This is a genomic window from Nocardiopsis sp. NPDC006198, assembly GCF_040613895.1.
Lineage (GTDB): Bacteria > Actinomycetota > Actinomycetes > Streptosporangiales > Streptosporangiaceae > Nocardiopsis > Nocardiopsis tropica.
In genome coordinates, this window is the sequence record NZ_JBEXSY010000003.1 from 194908 (window position 1) to 210410 (window position 15503).

Genomic DNA, 15503 nt, shown 5'->3' on the forward strand with positions numbered 1-15503 from the left:
GTCCCTCAGGCCAGTACCAGCAGGTCGATCCGGTCCGTCACCGGCTCGAAGACGCCGGTGCGCCGTTCACGTGCGGCCGCGGCGCGCAGCCGCTCCGTGCCGCGCGCGAACTCGGCGTCGCTCAGGCAGCGCAGCATCCCGTCCCCGTCCCGGCGGACCCGGGCCGCCAGCGCGGTGCGGGAGTCGGCGAAGGGCTCCTCCACCGACACCGTCTCCCTGGGTGTGAAACCGGCGTCCGCGAACGCGGTCAGCGCCTCGGTCCGGGACGGCCGCCCGTGCGCGGCGCGCACGCCCTCGGGGAAGAACTTCGCGTAGGCGCGGGTGTGCGCGAACTCCGGGAACGCCTCCCGCACCAGGACCGGCGCCCCCGGCGCGAGGACCCGGCGCACCTCGGCCGCCAGCGCCGCGAGGTCGTCCACGTGGTGCAGCACCCGTGAGAGCCAGGCCGCCGCCCCGGCCCCCGACGCCAGGGGGAGGGCCTGGGCGAGTCCGGCGACGAGGACCGCGTCCGCCCGTCCGGCGCGGGCCAGGGCCGCGGCGTCGGGGTCCACGCCCACGACGGGCCTGCCGCTCCAGCGCGCCAGGGCGTCCGCGCAGGCCCCCGTCCCGCAGCCCACGTCCAGGACCGGGCCCGGACCCAGGTCGTACAGGTGGCGGGCCGCCCGCTCCCACACGGCGGGCAGACCTCCGGTGCGGTCACGGCCCGACGGGCCCCGCGTGCCGGTCACGTGTTCCCCTTCCCGGAGCGGCGTTCCCGTCCCGGACGGCGGACCGGCCCGGGACGGCGCGTCCGCCCGGGACGGGCGCCGCCCCGGGCGTGTACGGTGCGCCCATGGACGCCTCCTCCTGGGACGCCGCCCTCGACGCCTGGCGCCCGCCCGCTCCCCCGGTGTCGGCGCTGGTCCGGGAGGCGGCTCTCCAGACCGCCCTGACCGACGACGCCGACGCCACCGGCTCGCCGTCGTTCGACCGGGCTCGCCAGGCCCTCACCGGCCGCGCCGCGGTGCTCGACGTGGGGTGCGGCGCGGGCCGTGCCTCGGTCGCCCTGGCCGCCGACGCCCCGGGGACCGCGCTGACCGGGGTGGACCCCAGCGCGGCCCTGCTGGAGGCGTTCGCCGCCCGCGCCCGCGGGGCCTCGGTCCCGGTCCGCACGGTCCTGGGCGCCTGGCCGGAGGCGGCCGCGCGCACGCCCCCCGCCGACGTCGTCGTGTGCCACCACGTGCTCTACTACGCCGCCTCCCTCGTGCCGTTCGCCGGCGCGCTCACCGAGCGGGCGCGGCGGCGCGTGGTCGTGGAGATCCCCTGGGAGCACCCCCACGCATGGATGCGCCCCCTGTGGTCGGCGCTGGGCGCACCGGCCCGCCCCGACCCGCCGACCGCCCCGGGGGCGGCGCGCGTCCTGCGCGACCTGGGCCTGCGGGTGCGGATCGAGGAGTGGACCGACGACGCCGATCCCTGGCGCGGTCGGGAGGAGGCCCTGGTGCTCCATGTGTGCGACCGGCTGGGATCGTCCGACGCCGACCGCGTCCGCGCGCTGATGGGCGGGCTCGGCCTGCCCCCGCGCGGCAGGCGCACGGCCACGCTGTGGTGGCCGGCGCCCTGATGCGGCGCGGTTCACCCGCCGGAGATGCACGGCAGGACGTGGATGCGGCTGCCGGGAGGGACCGGGACCTGTGCCAGGCTGCTGCTCCGCAGGTTCTCCTCCTCCAGGAAGACGTTGACGTGGCGGCGGATGCGGCCCTGTTCGTCCCGGATACGCCCGTGCAGCGCCGGGTAGTCCGCCAGCACGCGGGCGAACACCTGCTCGGCGTCGGCGTCGGCGGGCACGTCGATCGACAGTGTTCCCCGGCCGCCCGCGAGATCGCGCAGCACACCGGGGATGAGCATCTGGACGGCCATCGGGGTTCTCCTTCGGTCAGTGGCGCAGGGCGCGCAGGGTCAGGACGTCGGGCAGGTGTTCGGCGACGGTCTCCCACGAGTCGCCGTCGTCGAGGCTGGCGTAGACCTGGCCGCCGCGCGTGCCGAGGTAGACTCCGGCCGGGTCCCCGTCGTCGGTGCTCAGCGCCTCGCGCAGCACCGACGGGTAGAAGTGCTCCTGCGGCAGCCCCTTGACCAGCGCCTCCCATGTGAGCCCCGCGTCTCGGGTGCGGTAGGGGCGGCACCGGGCGTCGGGGGAGATCCTCTCGGTGTCGGCCACCAGCGGGTAGACGTAGAAGGTGCCGGGTCGGCGAGGGTGGGCCACGACCGTGAAGCCGAAGTCCGCGGGCAGGCCCTCGCCCACGGGGGACCACGTCGCCCCCTCGTCGTCGCTGCGGTACACGCCGAAGTGGTTCTGCAGCATCAGCTGCTCCGGCGCGGTCGGCACGCGGGCGATCTTGTGCACGCACTGCCCGTACACCGGGTAGCGCACCGGCAGCGACGTCGACTCGATGCCCTCGTTGGAGGGGTTCCAGGTGCGGCCGCCGTCGTCGCTGCGGTAGACCCCGCCCGCGGCGATGCCGATCGTGAGGCGGTCGGAGTCGTCGGGGTGGGTGAGCACGGTGTGCGTGTACAGGGCCCCGGCCTCGGGGATCCAGTCGATCAGCGCCTGGCGCTGCGGGTGGTCCCACAGCTCGCGGACCAGGTGGAAGCTCTCCCCGCCGTCCTCGGAGCGAAAGAGCGCGGCGGGTTGGGCCCCGGCGTACACCAGGCCGGGGCGGTCCGGGCCCGCAGGGCGGATGTCCCACAGCCGCACGAGGGAGGCGCCGGTGTCGGCGGGGAAGGCGACGGCGGCCTTGGGGCTCTCCTGCCAGGTGGCTCCCAGGTCGTCGGAGCGGAACAGGCCCGGGCCCCAGTGGCCGTGGCTGGTGCCCACCAGGATGCGGGGCGTGCCGGGGCGGGTGTCGACCGTCAGGCAGTGGACGGACTGCATCAGCAGGCGGGGGCCCTCCAGCTCCCAGGGGCTGGTGCCGTCCAGCGTCCGGTGCGCGAGGAACAGCCCTTTGCGGGTGCCGATGACCAGGGTCACCTTCTCCATGGGTCCTGCCTTTCTGCGGGGGGACGGTCGGTGTCGGTCGCGCGGCGGGAACGGCGGTGCCGCGGCGGTCGGGGCACGGCGCGGTCGCGGGGTCAGCGCGCGGCCCGCGGGTGCGGCGCGGCGGCCCGGTCGAGGTGGGCGTGGACGAGGAGCGCGGCCCGGTCCGCGCCTCCGGCGGCGTGGATCCGGGAGCGCATCCGCGCCACCCGCTCCCGTGTCCCCAGGTCGGTCGCCATGAGATCGACCGCGGCGCGCAGTGTCTCGGGGGTGACCCGCTCGGGCGGCAGCCGGACGCCGAGGCCCAGCTCCTCGACCCGGCGCGCTACCGCGTCCTGTTCGGGGGTCTGGGGCACCGCCACGAGGGGCACGCCCGCCGCGAGGGCCTCCATGGTCGAGCCCATGCCCGCGTGGCAGACCATGACCCGCGCCCGGGCGAGCACCGAGGGCTGCGGGACGCGGGCGTGGACCTCCACGTTGGGCGCGGGCCGCCCCAGCTCACCGGGCGACACGCGCTCGCCCACGGCCAGCACCGCGTGCCATCCCGTGCCCCGCACCGCCTCGACGCAGGACCGGTAGAACGCGGGTCGCCGGTTGTAGAGGGTGCCCAGCGCCACCAGGAGGACGGGGCCCGCCTCCGGGGGCGGACGCCACCGCGACCGCGCGCGCCCGCGTGACAGGCACGGGCCGACGAAGGCGAACGCGTCGGGGGAGAAGGTCTCCGACGCCTCGTGGAAGCCGCGGGGCTGGAGGACGAGCGACAGCCGCTCCCGTGGAGCGAGCAGGGCCGCGGCCCGCTCGCGCGCCAGGCCGTGCTCGGCGGCCAGGTCCAGCAGCGCGGAGTCGGGTTCGGCGGGGGGCAGCCCGGCCAGGTCGGGGTAGCGCTCGGCCAGGAGCGGCGCGAGATTGAAGCCCGGGCTCGCCGCGACCCCCGTGAACACCTGGACGCCGGGGACCCCCCACAGCGCGGTGAGCACCCGCGCGGCCGGACCCACCGCGGTGTCGTAGACCACGGCGCGCGGGCGGGGCGACCCCGCTCGGGCCAGCGCCGTCCGGGCCTGCGCCACCCCCTCCCGGGCCAGCATGGCCCTCAGCTCCAGGGCCCGCGCCGCGGTTCGGGGAGCCGGAAGGGCTGCGGGGACGGGCCAGGTGGTCGGGTAGAGGAGCGGGCGTGCACCGCTCGCCCGGACCGCGTCGGCGAACTCGTCCGAGGCCAGGAACTCGACGGGAAGGCCCCGCGCGACGACGCTCTCGGCCAGCGCCAGGGCCGGGGTCATGTGGCCGTGGGCCGGGATGCCGACGAACAGGACCGGTCCGTCCCGCACCCGTCAGCCCTCCGCCGGGGCGTACGGCGGCGCGCCCGCGGTCGTCGTCCGGTGCAGGACCCGGGGCAGCCCCGGCGGCAGGTCGCCGGCGCGGTGCAGCACGCGGGAGTTGTCCCACACCACGACGTCGCCCCGGCGCCAGCGGTGCCGGTGGACGAACCGCTCCCGGGTCGCGTACTCGTGCAGTTCGGCGACGCCGACGGTGACCGGCTTCCCGTCGGGGCGGTGCAGGCTGGCCACGCACAGTTCGTTGAGGTAGAGCGCCGGGGTCCCGGACTCGGGGTGGGCCCGCACCAGCGGGTGGACGGTCGGGGGGTACTTGCGGGCGTACCCCTGTTCCAGCGGGGCGCCGTGGGCGCGGGCGCGGAGCCGGGCCACGGTGTCGTACGAGTGCACCGCCTCGGCCCCGTCGATCACCGGGCGCCACTCATCGCCCAACTCCCGGTAGGCCGCCGTCATGTCGGCGAACAGGGTGTCCCCGCCCTCTTCGGGGACGACGTCTGCCCGCAGGACGGTGTACCGCGTGGGCTCGGGCAGGAACGACCGGTCGGAGTGCCAGTGGGTGTTGCCGACCACGGGGGTGGCCCCGGCGTTGCGGACGACCAGGATGTCGGTGCTCTCCGGGTGGTGGTTGCGCATGTCCGTCACGATCTCCGGGGGACCCAGAAGGCGGGTCAGCGCCACCTGCTCGGTCGGCGCCAACTCCATTCCGCGCATAATGACGACGGAATACGAAAGGAGCGCCTTCTTGACCACGTCACCGTCGCGACCTGCCAGGATCTCGCGATTGTTCCCCACCGCCTCAGCAACGAATCCAGGCCTGATCTCCCTGATTTCCAACGGAAAGCCTCCTTGAATGCCTAGGACTTGGCAAACCTTATATGAGACAGGAAAGAAACCATGGGTCACCGCCCCGACACAAAATTATCACCAGGACCATCCGCCTCTCCACGTGAAAATCCCTGGTCGATATTATTCACTTTCACCACACTGGATCACACGCGTCCTACCGGCATCATTCCGCAGGCCCCGGCCTCCATCGGCCACAGGCAAACAGATGCCCATCACCCGGGGAACCGCCTCGGACGAATTCCCGCGTGAATGGGTAGGGTTTGACCATGAACGCCCCTACCAGACTTCGGTCGGCAACAGAAGGGAAAGAAGTCACCGAAATCGCCCGGCGCGTCGGACAAACGCAGGAAACGCGGTCGTCACGTATTTCCGGGGCGCGTCACGGCACCCGGTAGCCGAGCCGTTCCGCGTGGTCCCGCACGCGGTCGCGCGTCGCCATCGCCGCGAACCGGCGGGCGACCTCCCCGTCGCCGGGCATGACGCGGGGCCTTCTCCCCACCGCTCCGGGACGGTGGATGCGCCGGCCCAGGACCGTGCGGTCGAGGGAGCCCGCGGCCAGGCCCAGGTGCCCCTCCAGCGCGTCCACCGCGTCGGCCCGGTCGGCACCGTCGGCCCCGGCCGACGCCAGCTCCTCGTAGGACAGGCGCAGCAGCCAGGGAGGGTCGGCGCCCTCCGTGTGGAAGGAGTCGACCACCGTGAGCCAGTTGCCCATCGCCTCCGCGGTCAGGCCGGGTGTCCACCGGGGGACCTGTTCCTCCCAGGACAGGAGGGACCTGAGCACGTCGAGGGGGTGTCGGACCAGGTGGACGACGCGCGCCCGGGGGTACAGGTCCACGAACCATTCCGCGAAGGGGCGCCCCAGACGGACCTCCTTGAACCCCCAGCGCGCGCCGGCCCCGCCTCGGGGGACGCCGGCGAACGCGGTGTCGAACCACGCCCGCACGGCGAAGCGGTAGGACTCCTCCGGGGGGAGCACCACGGCGATGAACCCGGGCGGGCCCGCGTGCCCGACCTCCGCCGCGGCCTCGCGCGAGCGGTAGTGGCTGAGCGCCCGCATCGCGAGGTCGGCCTCCCGCAGTGCGAGGATGCCGGGCCCGGGCTCGCCCCACACCCACAGGTCCGGGCCGGAGGAGGCGAGGCGCTGGAGGAGGGTGCTCCCCGATCTCTGGCCGGAGCACAGGAGCAGGACCGGCCCGGGGACGGCCGGGTCCTCCGCCGCCTGCGATCCGTCGCGGGGTGGGGGGTTCGCACGCATGTGCGTGCTCCTTCCCCGTCCCGTCCCACGCGACACACGGGTCGGCGCCCGGGCCGGACGCCGACGTCTCCGGCGCCGGCCCGGCTCCTCCCGCGGCGGCGGGGCCCGGTCAGGCGGCGGCGCGGCGCATGTGGACCAGCGGGAAGGGGCGGCCCTGGCCGTCGACCGGTGAGCGGCCCGTCTCCTCGAACCCCTGGGCGGCGTAGAAGCCGCGGGCGGAGGGGTTCTGCTCGTTGACGTCCAGGGTGAGGACCGGGTGGCGCTCCGCCGCCCAGGCCAGCAGGGCGCGGCCCACGCCGCGGCCCCGGGCGTCGTCGTGGACGAACAGCATGTCGATGTGGTGGCCCTCGAGGCCGATGAAGCCCAGGGGGCGGTCATCGGGGTCCACGGCGACCTGGACGTCGTGGCGGGGCAGGTAGGAGTCCAGGATCCTCGCCTCGTAGTGGTCGACGTCCTCCCGTGTCAGGAAGGCGTGCGTGGCGACGACGGCGCTGCGCCAGATCCCCGCCAGGGCGGGGTGCTCGTCCGCTCCCGTGGACGGGCGCACCAGGACTGTGAGAGAAGAGGGCATACGCGCACCGTACCGGGACCGCCCCCGCACGTCACGGGGTTATCCGCCGCTCGGCGCCGGACCCCGTGGCGGAGCGCACGCGGTGGCGCCGGTGCGGGGGTCTACCCTGGCGGGGTCCCGAAGGCCGGACGGGTTCCCCGTGCCGGCGCCCCACCCCCTGGAGACCCCGACCCCCTGGAGACCCCCATGCCCTTCGGCCGCCTCACCGTCCCCGCCTGTGTCGGGGCGCTCCTCCTGACGGGCGCCTGCGCCGGCACGTCCGGCGCCCCGGCGTCCGGGCCGGACCCGGCTGACGGGCAGGCCCTCGAGGCGTCCCCCGTCCCCGAGGGGCGGGGAGGCGATGTCGCGGACGACGTCAACGGCGACGGCTTCCCGGACCTCCTCTTCCTGAGCTCCTACACCGGGGACGGGGGCGGGGACGGCCTCGAAGGGGACCTGCGCCTGGTGGTCGTTTACGGCTCGCAGAACGGCCCCGAGCCGACGACCCGCGCCGTCTTCGAAGCCGGGGCCGTGGGTGCCGCGGCCTCCGTCGGCGAGGGGAACCGCCTGCGGCCGGGCACCGCCGACCTGGACGGGGACGGCTACGCCGACATCCCCGTGTTGACCGGCTCTCCCCCTGGCAGCCTCGGGGCGACCGTCTCGGCCGGCCGCCCAGGGATCGTCTGGGGCGGACCCACCGGCCCCGACCCGCAGGAGGAGCCCGGCCCGGTGTCGGTTCCCGGCGGCTCCGGCGGGGAACCGGGCTCCGCCGGGGCGGCCCCGACCCCCGGCGACTTCGACGGCGACGGGCACGCGGACCTGGCCGTGGCGGTGGACTCCGCGACCGGCGCGGACACGGCCGAGTTGGTGGTGCTGTACGGCCCGTTCGACCGGGAGGGCGCGCCCGGGCGCACGGCCCGCAGGCCGGTCGACCCCTGGATCGGCGGACTCGTCGCCGCCCCCGTCGGGCCCGGCGGCGGTCCCGCCCCGCTGCTCGTCCGGCACGGCAGCGACGGCGAACAGCCCGCGAACACCCTGCTCGTGACCGGCCCCGGCGACCCCGCGGGGTGGGACGCCCTCGAACTGCTCCCCGGCTCCCTGTCCGCCTTCGGCGACTTCGACGGCGACGGGGAGACCGACGTGGCCGTCGGCGACGACGGGACCCGCAACGACGAGCCCGGCCACGGGACCGAGCCCGCCGAGGTCGACGGCAGGATGAACGTCTACCGCGGCCCCTTCGGCCCGCAGGCCCCCGAGCCCCTCCCCGTGCCCCTGACCCCGACCGAGCGCTCCCTCAGCTACCACCTGCGCACGGTGGCCGCGTGCGACCTGGACGGGGACGGCGCGGACACGCTCGCGGTGGGGCTCGCCGGGCACGGCGTGGACCTGCTGGACGGGGACGGCGGGGAGTTCGCCGCGGCCGGGGACACGCCCCTGGTGCGCAGTGGACCGGAGGACGGGCCGCGGGGCGCCGACTCCCCCGCCGCCCGGACGGCCGAGGTGTTCGCCTGCGCGGACCACGACGCCGACGGGTCCGACGAGCTGGTGCTGGCCTACGACCCGGGCGTGGTCCGCTCCGCCCCGGTCCGCTGGTGGGTCACCGACGGCGGCGCCGACGAGGGTGCGTTCGACAGCGGGGACTTCGGCGGCTGAGGCGGGCCGCGCCCACGGACGGCGGCACGGGCTGGGAGCATGCCCGCATGGCTTCCGCACCCGGCCCCTCGCGGCTCCCCCCGCCCACCGCCCCGCCGCTCCCCCGGCCCGCCCTGATGCTCCAGGAGTGGCGGGACGTCGCCTTCTGGCACTGGCCGCTCCCCCCGGAGGAGGCGGCCCCGCTCCTGCCCCCGGGCACCCGGCCGGACGTCCTGGACGGCGTCACCTACGTCGGGATCGTCGCCTTCCGTGTGGCGCGCACCCGCCTGCCGGGAGGGGTGCCCGGCGGCGGCTACGGCGAGGTCAACGTCCGGCTGTACTCCGTGGATGGCCTCGGGCGCCGGGGGGTGGTCTTCCTGTCGCTGGAGGCCTCCTCCGCGCACACCGTCCTCGCGGGGCGGGCGGCGGCGGGGCTCCCGTACATGTGGTCGGACGTCTCCGTCTCCGCCGACGGGGACGGGGTGGCGTACGCGGCCCGGCGGCGCCTGCCCCGGTTCCCGGGCCAGGCACGGGGCCGCTTCCACCTGCGGGTGGGCGACCCGGTCGACGCCCCGTCCCTCTTCGAGCGGTTCGTGACCGACCGGTGGGGGCTGCACACGCACCACGCGGGACGCACCCGGTGGGTGGCCGCCGCCCATCCGGACTGGCGGCTGTACCGGGCGAGCCCCCTCGGCTGGGACGAGACGCTCCTGGAGCGGGCGGGGGTCGCCCGGCCCCCGGGGGTTCCGAGCGTGCTGTTCTCACCGGGCACGGACACCCGGTTCGCGCCGGGCGGGGCCCTTTCGCGCCACCGGTGACCTCGGTCCGCCCCGCCCCGCCGTGCCACGGCGGGGCCGGGCCGCCCGGTCGGAGGGCGGGGCCGCGAGCCCGGGGGCAGGGCCGCTGGGCGCCCGCGTCCGGGCCGCCGCCCCGGCAGGGGCGGGCGGATCGGCAGGATCGGGCGGAGCGGCCGAGGGCCCGGGCGGCCCGCCGGTGAGGACGGGCCGCAGGGTCACCGCGCGTGCCGGCGGGGCCGGACCGCCCGGGTCAGCAGGCCTCGTAGAGGTAGTCCCCGTGCTCCGGCCCGACCAGGTCCAGGTCGCGCAGGATCATCCGGGAGGGCGCGCCCTCGGCGTCACAGGCCTCGGCGAAGGTCATCCCCGCCTCCTCCAGGGCGTCGGGGTACTCCACCGCGATCACGTCGTCCCCGTAGACCCCGGTGTAGGCGGAGCACTCGCTCCAGACGGCGCAGTCCTCGGCCACGGCGAACTCGAAGCCGACCTCGTCCCTGCCCCGCTGGGTCACCTCGGCCGCGTTCTTCTGCCCGGCGGCCATACCGTGCCCGTTGGCCAGGGCGACCAGCTCGGTGGCCAGCGCCAGGTTGTGGTCCTGGGTCAGCAGGCCCTGCGAGCGCAGGTCGGAGTCGAGGTTGTCGAACTCGACCGCGTCGAAGCCCTTCTCGGCGCAGGTCGCGATGGACTCGGCGAGGATCTCGGCGATGTCGGCCCTCTTGTCCTCGTCGGAGGTGTCCAGGATCCGCTCGGCCGGCCACCCCGGGTCCACGACCGGTTCGCCGGAGGCGTCGCGCAGGATGAGGTCGGGGTGCTCGGTGAGCCACCACTCCAGGTCGCCCGGCTGGGTCTGGAACCCGTTGACGTAGCAGATCGAGTACATGTCCGGCGCGGGTTCGGCCGTGGAGTCGCGGACCACCGTTCCCACCCCGGCGGGGGGCTCGTAGGAGGCGCCGAGCTGGTAGTCGAAGGTGCCCTCGGGGAAGCGCTCGGCGGCCCCGGCCGCGCTCTCGTCGGCGGCGTGGGCCCCGACGGCCTCGGCCTCGGTCTCACCCGGTCCGGCGCAGGCCGAGGCGGTGGTCACGGCGAGGAGGGCCGCGAGGAGTCCGCCGGGGGCCGTTCCCCGGATCCGTCGTGGTGCGGGCATGGGTTGTCCGTTCTCGTCTGGCGGGGGTGTCCGCCGCGTCGTGGTGTCGTGCCGGGGAGTCTCCCCGGGCGGAGTGTGGTGGGCCTCCCGCTCGCGCGTCCAGTGTTCCGCACCGGCCGCCGTCGTGATCTTCCGCACTCGTGTTCGGGCGGCTCGGGGAGGAGCCGGATCCGAAGGGCTCCCCCGGTCCGCCGGGGCGTTCCGGCGAAGGCGCCTCCCGCGCCTGTGACCTGGCCCTGTCCCCGGGGCTCCGCCGGAGGGACGCGGCGCCGGCCGCCCCGGTCCGGCGGCGGCGTGCGGGGAGCGGCTTTACCGCCGGGGAAGTTGAATTTTGAACGAGTTGCAGCACAGTGTATCTTCGCCGTTTCCGAGCGTTATATCCGTTCTGCGTTCGACCCTCCGTGATGCGCTCGGTCCCGCCTCCACCCGACTGCCAGAAGGTTCGCGATGAACAAGACCGGCCCTCCCAGTACCAGCCCGGCGTTGAGCGCCCTCCTCGCGGACGTCCCCGGGGTCGAGAACGTGGTGCTCTGCACGGAGGGGGGCATGGTCCACACCCTGGCCCGGGGCGCCGACCGCCGCGGGGCGGACCAGCTCTCCGCCCTGGGCAGCTTCCTCTTCAGCGGTGCGGGGCGCATCGGCTCGCTGACGCGGTACGGCGCGGTCGACCACGTGGTGATCCGCCTCCGGGGAGGCGGATCGCTGCTCGTGCGCCCGGTCGGCGAGTTCCTGCGGGTCGTGATGCTGACCAGGGCCGACACCCCCCTGCCCCGGGCCGCGGTCGCCCTGGACGGGCTCGTCCGGGAGCTGGAGGGGGCCCTCCCGACCCGCCGGTAGCCCGCGCGCCAGGGGTCGGCGCGCGCCGGTACGGGTCGGGCCCTCCCGGGGCGGCGGCTCCGCCGCCCGACGGACGCGGGCCCGCACCCGACACCCCGGGACCGGCGCACCGCCCCAAGGGAGCCCGGTGTCGGAGGATGTGGCGTGAAGACCCCGGCCACTCACCGACCCACCTGCGACAATGGGCACATGCCGAGTCCGCTGACCCGTGTGCCGCCCCTCGTCCGCGCCCGCGAGGCGGGCGGGTACGCCTACCTCCTGGCGTGGGTCGAGACGCGCGCCGGGCTCCGGGCGCGGATCACCTGGGTGGAGCAGTACCGCGAGGAGCCCTACCAGTGGCGCTGGGAGGTGGCCGAGGTCCCGGCCACGCGGGTGACGCAGATGGCCGGGCAGTCCTACCAGGGGGTCCCCCGCGAGCGGCGCGTGAGCGACTGACCCGCTGCCCCGCCGCCCGCGGACCGTCCCGGGACGCCGCCCCATGGTCTAGAATTCGTACATAAGTTCGATTGTGTCGCTTCTTCCCCACCGGCACCAGGCATGGGCCGAGGCCCGGCACACGGGGAGGGACCGCACATGCGGCACGGCAGCGAGCACACGGACTTCGCCCACCTGGGGGTCGCCTCCTCGTTCTCGGCCCACCACGGCACCTGCCCTCCCGAGCGCCTGGCCGCCCGCGCCGCCGACCTGGGCCAGGACGTCCTCGCCCTCACCGACCGCGACGGCGTGTACGGCATGGTCCGGCACGTCGACGCCTGCCGCCGGGCGGGCATCCGCCCCGTGCTGGGCTGCGACCTCGCGCTGGACTCCCCCGACGGCGGCCGGGTCACCCTCCTGGCCCGGGGCCGCACCGGCTGGGCGACCCTGTGCCGCCTCGTCACCCGCGCCCACGCCCACACGCGTTCCGCCCCCGGGACCGGGCACGGGCCCCCACTGGAGCACGGTCCCGGCCCCTCCGGCCCGCCGCGGGCCCCGGGGGCCCCGGCCCTCCCCCACGCGGCCGTGGCCGGCGACTCCTCGGGCGTGGTCGTGCTCCTGGGCCCGGACTCCGACGTCGGCGAGGCCGTCGCCCGGGAACGCCCCTCCCACGCCCGGCGGCTGCTCGCCCGCTGGAAGGACGCGGCCGAGGTCGCGATCGCCGTGGCCGACCACGGCCTGCCCGGACAGCGGCGCACCGCCCGCGCCCTGCTGGCCCTGGCCGCCGAGACCCGCACCCTCGCCGTGCTCACCAACGCCGTCCGCTACCCCGTGGCGGAGGACGCCGAGGTGGCGCACGTCCTGGACCAGGCCCGGCGGTGGGCTCCCGGCGGCTCCCGGCCGGGGCCCGCCACGGACCGGGCCTACCTCAAGAGCGGCGCGGAGATGCTCGCCGTCGCCGACCGGCTGTGCGGCGGGGACACCGCCCGCGCCCGGCGCCTGATCGCCCACACCGCCGCCCTGGCCTCGTCCTGCGTCCTGGACCCCGCCGCCGACCTCGGCATGGGCGGCCTCCACCTGCCCTCCGTCCCCCACGCGTCCGACCGGCTCCTGCGGGCCTGCGAGGACGGCCTGGTCCGGCTCGGACTGGGGCGCGACCCCCGCGCCCTGCACCGGCTGTCCCAGGAGATGGAGGTCATCGAGAACAAGCGCCTGCCCGCCTACTTCCTGACCGTCGCCGACGCCGCCGCCCGCATCCGCGACAAGGGCATCCGCTGCTCCATCCGAGGTTCGGGCACCGGCAGCCTGGTCAACCACCTGCTGGGCGTCTCCGCCGTCAACCCGCTGGACCACGGGCTGCTGATGGAGAGGTTCCTGGGCCACGGCCGCCCGGGGCTGCCGGACATCGACCTGGACGTGGAGTCCGCCCGCAGGCTGGAGGCCTACGACGCGGTGTTCGGCGCCCACCCGGGCGGGACGGCGTGCGTGTCGATGACGGAGACCTACCGGGCCCGCAGCGCCCTGCGGGAGGTGGGGGCGGCCCTGCGCCTGCCCCCGCTGGAGGTCGACCGGCTCGCCAAGGCCTTCCCCCACCTGAGGGCGAGCGGCATCCGCGAGGCCGCCCGGGAACTGCCCGAGCTGCGGCGCTACGACGGCGCGGGCCTCGACGACCCCGCCACCCAGAACCTGTTCCGGCTGGCGGAGAGGCTGGACGGCCTGCCCCGGCACACGGCCATGCACCCGTGCGGCCTGGTCGTCTCCGACGACTCCCTGCGCGACCGCGTCCCGGTCGAGCCCTCCCCGGCCGGCTACCCCGTGGTCCAGCTGGACAAGAACGGCGTGGAGCGGATGGGGCTCGTCAAACTGGACGTCATCGGGGTGCGCATGCAGTCGGCGCTGGCCCACGCGCGGTCCGAGGTGGAGCGCACCACCGGCCGGGCGCCGGACCTGGAGGCCCTGCCCCGGGACGAGGCGACCTACGCGATGATCGGGGCGTCGCTCACCCTGGGCTGCTTCCAGATCGAGTCGCCCGGCCAGCGCGAGCTCCTCAGCCGCCTGCGCCCCGCGGACATGGCCGACCTGATCGCCGACATCTCCCTGTTCCGCCCCGGGCCGGTCAAGAGCGACATGGTCACCCCCTACCTGTCGGCCCGCGACGGCGCGCCCCCGGCGCGGTCGCTCACCCCGCTCCTGGACGGCGTGCTCGCCGAGACCGGCGGGGTGGTGATCTGGCACGAGCAGATCATCGCCCTCCTGCACGCCATGACCACCTGCGGGCCGGACCGGGCCGAGGCGATGCGCCGGAGGCTCGGCACGGAGCAGGGGCGCGCCGACGTGCGGGAGGAGTTCACCTCCATGGCCTACGACTGCGGGCACGACGAGGAGACAGTGGAACGCGCCTGGGAGGTCGTGGCCTCGTTCGGCTCCTTCGGGTTCTGCAAGGCGCACGCCGCCGCCTTCGCGCTGCCCACCTACCAGTCGGCGTGGCTCAAGCGGCACCACCCGGCCGCCTTCTACGCGGGGATCCTCACCCACGACCCCGGCATGTACCCGCGCCGCGTCCTGGTCGCCGACGCCCGCCGCTTCGGGGTCCCCGTCCTGGGCGTGGACGTCAACCGGTCCGAGCGCCCGTGGCGGGCCGAGCGGGCGCCGGACGGGCGGTGGGGCGTGCGCGCGTCCCTGGCCGACGTCCGGGGCGTCACCGGGGCGGAGGTCGACCGGATCCTGGCGGAGCGGCCGTTCCTGTCGCTGCCGGACGCCGCGGAGCGGGCGCACCTGTCCCGCGAGGCGCTGGACAGCCTGGTGCGGGTGGGTGCCTTCGACGCCCTGTCCGGGGTGGCCGGGGGGCCGGACGCCGTCCCGGGGCCGCGGGCGGGCGGCACGGGCGCGGAACCGCCCGGGGAGGGCGCGGGACAGCGGGGGGCGGGGCCTCCCGACCGCCGCGACCTGCTCCTCCAGGTGTCCGCCCTGGAGAGGTCCCGCAGGACGCGGACCGACCGGGGGCAGCTCCCGCTGCCGCTGGAGGGCACGGCGCCGGCTCGGGGCTCCCTCCCGGCGACCACCGCGGACGAACGGGTCTCGGCCGAGCTGGAGGTGCTGGGCTACGAGGTGGAGCGGCACCTGCTCGACGGCTACGCCGACTTCCTCGCCTTCCTGGCGGTCCGCCACCGCCTGGTGCGCGCCCAGGACCTGCACCTGGTGCCCGCGGGCGAGGAGGTGCTGGTGGCGGGGGTGAAGGTGGCCACCCAGACCCCGGCGGTGCGGTCCGGGCAGCGGATCGTCTTCGCGACCGTGGACGACGCGACGGGGCTGGCCGACCTGACCTTCTTCGCGTCGGTGCAGCACCGGTGCGCGGCCACGGTGTTCTCCTGCCCGCTGCTGGCCGTGCGCGGCAGGGTGCGCCGGTCCGGGACGGGGATGGCGACGGTGACCGCCTCCCACGCCCACGACCTGGCCGTACTGCACCGCGTCTGGGAGGAGCGGGGCGCCGAGGCGCTGGCGGAGGCGCTGCGCGCGGACCCGTCCGCGGTGCCTCCGGGGCCGCCGCCGGGGCGGTCCGTCCCCGGCCCGCTCCCGGGGGCGGCGCGGCGCCGCCTGTGGCACGCCAGTCCCGGCAGTTCCGGACGCTGACGCCCGCGGACGGGCCTCCCGTGCGCCGAAACCGGACCCGCGGCCCCCGGGTCGCGA

At 76.1% G+C, this 15503-nt stretch carries 14 protein-coding genes; 6 read left to right on the top strand and 8 right to left on the bottom strand.

Annotated features, from left to right (window positions below):
* Positions 1–5 precede the first annotated feature (5 nt).
* On the bottom strand, positions 6–728 hold the full coding sequence (locus ABZ234_RS04095; RefSeq protein ID WP_355010968.1) for a class I SAM-dependent methyltransferase: 723 nt from the start codon (positions 726–728) through the stop codon (positions 6–8).
* Positions 729–832: 104 nt separating this feature from the next.
* On the opposite strand from ABZ234_RS04095, the gene ABZ234_RS04100 reads away from it, so the two are divergent.
* Complete coding sequence (locus ABZ234_RS04100) at positions 833–1603, top strand: class I SAM-dependent methyltransferase (RefSeq protein WP_355010969.1); 771 nt, start codon at positions 833–835, stop codon at positions 1601–1603.
* Positions 1604–1614: 11 nt separating this feature from the next.
* Here the strand turns inward: ABZ234_RS04100 and ABZ234_RS04105 are convergent, their stop codons facing one another.
* From ABZ234_RS04105 to ABZ234_RS04130, 6 genes are all read right to left on the bottom strand, one after another.
* Complete coding sequence (locus ABZ234_RS04105) at positions 1615–1899, bottom strand: MoaD/ThiS family protein (protein WP_355010970.1); 285 nt, start codon at positions 1897–1899, stop codon at positions 1615–1617.
* Positions 1900–1915: 16 nt separating this feature from the next.
* Positions 1916–3016 (bottom strand): exo-alpha-sialidase, encoded by a 1101-nt coding sequence (locus ABZ234_RS04110; RefSeq protein WP_355010971.1) that lies wholly within the window; start codon positions 3014–3016, stop codon positions 1916–1918.
* Positions 3017–3108: 92 nt separating this feature from the next.
* Positions 3109–4338, bottom strand: coding sequence for a macrolide family glycosyltransferase (locus ABZ234_RS04115; protein ID WP_355010972.1), 1230 nt, complete (start codon positions 4336–4338; stop codon positions 3109–3111).
* Positions 4339–4341: 3 nt separating this feature from the next.
* Positions 4342–5247: a TauD/TfdA family dioxygenase gene (locus ABZ234_RS04120; protein WP_355010973.1), complete on the bottom strand. Its 906-nt coding sequence runs from the start codon at positions 5245–5247 to the stop codon at positions 4342–4344.
* 322 nt (positions 5248–5569) lie between these two features.
* Complete coding sequence (locus tag ABZ234_RS04125) at positions 5570–6445, bottom strand: sulfotransferase (protein WP_355010974.1); 876 nt, start codon at positions 6443–6445, stop codon at positions 5570–5572.
* 109 nt (positions 6446–6554) lie between these two features.
* Positions 6555–7016, bottom strand: coding sequence for an acetyltransferase (locus ABZ234_RS04130; protein ID WP_355010975.1), 462 nt, complete (start codon positions 7014–7016; stop codon positions 6555–6557).
* A gap of 186 nt (positions 7017–7202) precedes the next feature.
* Between ABZ234_RS04130 and ABZ234_RS04135 the strand changes: the two genes are divergently transcribed.
* Both ABZ234_RS04135 and ABZ234_RS04140 read left to right on the top strand, forming a co-directional pair.
* A complete protein-coding gene (locus tag ABZ234_RS04135; protein ID WP_355010976.1) occupies positions 7203–8648 on the top strand; it encodes a VCBS repeat-containing protein in 1446 nt (481 codons plus the stop codon).
* A 47-nt stretch (positions 8649–8695) separates the two neighbouring features.
* The gene (locus ABZ234_RS04140) at positions 8696–9445 is read left to right on the top strand and encodes a DUF2071 domain-containing protein (RefSeq protein ID WP_355010977.1); all 750 of its coding nucleotides are present in this window, start codon (positions 8696–8698) and stop codon (positions 9443–9445) included.
* Between the two features lie 229 nt (positions 9446–9674).
* On the opposite strand, the gene ABZ234_RS04145 is transcribed toward ABZ234_RS04140, so the two are convergent.
* Positions 9675–10565: an endo alpha-1,4 polygalactosaminidase gene (locus ABZ234_RS04145; RefSeq protein WP_355010978.1), complete on the bottom strand. Its 891-nt coding sequence runs from the start codon at positions 10563–10565 to the stop codon at positions 9675–9677.
* A gap of 447 nt (positions 10566–11012) precedes the next feature.
* Here ABZ234_RS04145 and ABZ234_RS04150 point away from each other — a divergent pair, with 447 nt between their 5' ends.
* The 3 genes from ABZ234_RS04150 (at position 11013) to ABZ234_RS04160 (ending at position 15446) form a co-directional block, all read left to right on the top strand.
* Positions 11013–11402 (top strand): roadblock/LC7 domain-containing protein, encoded by a 390-nt coding sequence (locus tag ABZ234_RS04150; protein ID WP_355010979.1) that lies wholly within the window; start codon positions 11013–11015, stop codon positions 11400–11402.
* 189 nt (positions 11403–11591) lie between these two features.
* The gene (locus tag ABZ234_RS04155) at positions 11592–11837 is read left to right on the top strand and encodes a hypothetical protein (protein WP_355010980.1); all 246 of its coding nucleotides are present in this window, start codon (positions 11592–11594) and stop codon (positions 11835–11837) included.
* 138 nt (positions 11838–11975) lie between these two features.
* Entirely contained in the window at positions 11976–15446 is a 3471-nt protein-coding gene (locus ABZ234_RS04160; protein WP_355010981.1) for a PHP domain-containing protein, read from the top strand.
* Positions 15447–15503 lie beyond the last annotated feature (57 nt).

Coding starts and splice junctions, on each gene's coding strand:
- ABZ234_RS04100 (WP_355010969.1), top strand. CDS start 833: ATGGACGCCTCCTCCTGGGACGCCGCCCTCGACGCCTGGCGCCCGCCC.
- ABZ234_RS04105 (WP_355010970.1), bottom strand. CDS start 1,899: ATGGCCGTCCAGATGCTCATCCCCGGTGTGCTGCGCGATCTCGCGGGC.
- ABZ234_RS04110 (WP_355010971.1), bottom strand. CDS start 3,016: ATGGAGAAGGTGACCCTGGTCATCGGCACCCGCAAAGGGCTGTTCCTC.
- ABZ234_RS04125 (WP_355010974.1), bottom strand. CDS start 6,445: ATGCGTGCGAACCCCCCACCCCGCGACGGATCGCAGGCGGCGGAGGAC.
- ABZ234_RS04130 (WP_355010975.1), bottom strand. CDS start 7,016: ATGCCCTCTTCTCTCACAGTCCTGGTGCGCCCGTCCACGGGAGCGGAC.
- ABZ234_RS04135 (WP_355010976.1), top strand. CDS start 7,203: ATGCCCTTCGGCCGCCTCACCGTCCCCGCCTGTGTCGGGGCGCTCCTC.
- ABZ234_RS04140 (WP_355010977.1), top strand. CDS start 8,696: ATGGCTTCCGCACCCGGCCCCTCGCGGCTCCCCCCGCCCACCGCCCCG.
- ABZ234_RS04145 (WP_355010978.1), bottom strand. CDS start 10,565: ATGCCCGCACCACGACGGATCCGGGGAACGGCCCCCGGCGGACTCCTC.
- ABZ234_RS04150 (WP_355010979.1), top strand. CDS start 11,013: ATGAACAAGACCGGCCCTCCCAGTACCAGCCCGGCGTTGAGCGCCCTC.
- ABZ234_RS04155 (WP_355010980.1), top strand. CDS start 11,592: ATGCCGAGTCCGCTGACCCGTGTGCCGCCCCTCGTCCGCGCCCGCGAG.
- ABZ234_RS04160 (WP_355010981.1), top strand. CDS start 11,976: ATGCGGCACGGCAGCGAGCACACGGACTTCGCCCACCTGGGGGTCGCC.